At 63.6% G+C, this 2,793-nt stretch carries 2 protein-coding genes; both read left to right on the top strand.

Going from position 1 to position 2,793, the window contains the following annotated elements:
* Nucleotides 1-172 precede the first annotated feature (172 nt).
* Nucleotides 173-982, top strand: a complete 810-nt coding sequence (locus QKE30_RS10730; protein WP_035006260.1) for a metal ABC transporter ATP-binding protein — start codon at nt 173-175, stop codon at nt 980-982.
* Nucleotides 979-2,745, top strand: coding sequence for an iron chelate uptake ABC transporter family permease subunit (locus QKE30_RS10725; protein WP_222865187.1), 1,767 nt, complete (start codon nt 979-981; stop codon nt 2,743-2,745). The genes QKE30_RS10730 and QKE30_RS10725 overlap by 4 nt, the downstream gene beginning before the upstream one ends.
* Nucleotides 2,746-2,793: the final 48 nt, after the last annotated feature.

The raw sequence follows: 2,793 nt of genomic DNA, 5'->3' as shown, positions 1-2,793 counted from the left end.
ACACGCTGGCCGGCTCCTAGGCACGCCTAAGAAACTACTCCCAAGACTGTGCTCGTCAACATCGGTCTGGCACTTGACAAAAACATAGGGACACCCCCCAACACCACCCCACCCCAAAGTTCAATACATTGAACTTGGTGATTCATTGAACTGAGCACTATTCTTGGCTGCCATGAGTATTAGCGTCCAGAACTTGAGCGTGAGCTACGGCGCGAACACCGCGATTCGGAACATCAGCTTCACCCTCGACTCCCCCGGCATGCACGGCATCATCGGCCCCAACGGCTCAGGCAAATCCACCCTCATGAAGGCGATGCTCCAGATCCTGGACAAACACAACGTCCACGGCACAGGCCCCACCGGCGCCCCTGCCGGCTACCCCGTCACCCTCGACGGCAAGGCCCCCGCCGAGCAGCGCCGCGCAATCGCTTATATCGAGCAGCGCTCTGACCTCGACCGCAACTTCCCCACCAGCGTCTTCGACACCGTCCTGATGGGCACTTACCCGCGCCTGGGTCTTTTCCACCGCCCCGGCAAGGCCGAACGCGAAGCAGCCACCCAGGCTCTCAAGGACGTCGACATGTGGGACTTTCGCCACCGCCACATCAGCGAACTCTCGGGCGGACAGTTCCAGCGCGTCCTCTTTGCCCGCGCCATCGTCCAGGACGCGGAGTACATCTTCCTGGACGAGCCCTTCGTCGGCATCGACGTCCCCAGCGAGAAGACGATCGTGACCCTGCTGCGGCAGATGGCGGACGCGGGCAAGCACGTCGTCGTCGTGCACCACGACATGAACACGGTGCGCGGCTACTACAACGACCTCATCGTCCTCAACGGCGAGCTCGTCGCGGCGGGTCCCACCGAGGAGGTCTTCGTCCCCGACGTGCTGCAGAAGGCCTTCGGCGCGCTCGTCATCCGCGAGCCGTCAGCACCAGCCCACCCCACGCCACGGCAGGCAGCCCTCCAGGAGGAGACAGCATGATCGCGGAGTTCCTCGACTCACTACTCAGCCACGGCTACCTGCAAAAAGCGCTGATCACCTCGGTGATCGTGGGCGTGGCCTGCGGCATCGTCGGCAGCTTCATCGTGCTGCGCGGCATGGCCCTGATCGGCGACGCCATCTCGCACGCCGTACTACCGGGGGTCGCGGCCTCCTACCTGCTCGGCACGAACCTCTTCCTCGGGGCGGTGGTCGCGGGTCTACTCGCCACACTGGCGATCGGGCTGATCAGCGAACGCTCCACTGTGAAGAACGATTCGGCGATCGGCATCGTCTTTTCCACCTTCTTCGCGATCGGCGTGCTGCTCATGGCGAAAGCGCAGACGGCGACGGATCTGACGGAGATCCTCTTCGGCAACGTCCTGACCGTTCAGGACGCCGACCGCAACCTCTCGATCGGTATTGCCGCTGCCGTGCTGATTCTCACGCTGGTCTTTTACAAGGAGCTCAAGCTCAGCACCTTCGACCCCGTCATGGCGCAGTCGGCTGGCGTGCCCGTGCGGGCAATCCACTACGGGCTGATGGTGGTGCTCACGCTGGTGACGGTCATTTCCCTGCAGACGGTGGGCGTGATCCTGGTGGTCTCCCTGCTGATCACTCCGGCGTCGGCGGCGTACCTGCTGACGAACCGGCTGGGAGTGATGATCGGGCTTTCAGTGGCGATCTCGGCGCTCAGCTCCGTAGTGGGGCTGTTCCTGAGCTATAGCTACAACGTGTCCTCCGGCGTGACGATCGTGCTGACCGCCAGCGCGCTGTTCCTGCTGGCTTTCCTCTTCGCGCCAGGCAAGGGACTGATTGCTCGCTCGCTGGGCAATAAGCCACTGGCCGCGCTGTTGGCCCTCCTGGTGGGCGGTGCCCTCGTGTTCGGGGCCGTGACCTTCTCGACGGAGGAGAAGGCAGACGGTGAGCAGCTGAACGTCGTCACCACCTTCACGCTGCTGGCGGACCTGGTGGAGGAGATCGGCGGCGAGGCGGTGGACGTCCATAACCTCGTGCCGACCGGCACGGACCCGCACGACTACGACCCCCTGCCCGCGGACCTGGATGCGACGAGCGACGCCGACCTGCTGTTCTACAACGGGCTGAACCTCGAGGGCGGTGAGCACGGCTGGCTCGCGAAACTGAAAAACACCGCGGGCCTGGACGATTCCCAGATGGTCGAGGCCACCAAGGGCGTGGAACCGAAGTACCTCAAGGACGAAAAGGGCAATCAGGAGATCAACCCGCACGCCTTCCTGGACCCGACCGTCGGCATCGCGATGGCCGAGAACGTGACCGCGGCGCTGGCCGAGGCCCTGCCCGAGCGTGCCGAGCACATCGAGGAGAAGGGGGCGGAGTACAAGGCCATGCTGGAGAGCATCGACGCCGACTACCGCGAGCAGATCGGTGCGCTGCCGAAGGAGGATCGTGTGCTCGTGGCCAGTGAACATGCCTTCCAATACATGGTCGACACCTACGGCATGGAGCAGCTGTATATCTGGCAGATCGACACGGATGAAAACGGCTCCCCCGCGCAGATCGGACACCTCGTGCGCCAGCTGAAGGACAAGCGCCCGAAGCACCTGTTCGTGGAGTCGAACGTGGATACGCGCCCCATGAAGACCGTCTCGAAGGAGGCCGGGATTCCGATCTTCGACGAGCCACTGCACTCCGATGAGCTCGGCAAGCCGGGCACGGTCGCGGGAACCTACGAGGATTTCCTGCGCAGCAACTTGAAGACCATGATCGCGGGGCTGAAGCGCTAAAACGCGAATGCTCGAGGCCCACATGCGTTGGGCTTCCCCGGTCGCATT

This window comes from Corynebacterium sp. c24Ua_83 (assembly GCF_039907245.1).
GTDB lineage: Bacteria > Actinomycetota > Actinomycetes > Mycobacteriales > Mycobacteriaceae > Corynebacterium.
This window is presented reverse-complemented; position numbering and strand designations above follow the sequence as displayed.

Coding starts and splice junctions, on each gene's coding strand:
- QKE30_RS10730 (WP_035006260.1), top strand. CDS start 173: ATGAGTATTAGCGTCCAGAACTTGAGCGTGAGCTACGGCGCGAACACC.
- QKE30_RS10725 (WP_222865187.1), top strand. CDS start 979: ATGATCGCGGAGTTCCTCGACTCACTACTCAGCCACGGCTACCTGCAA.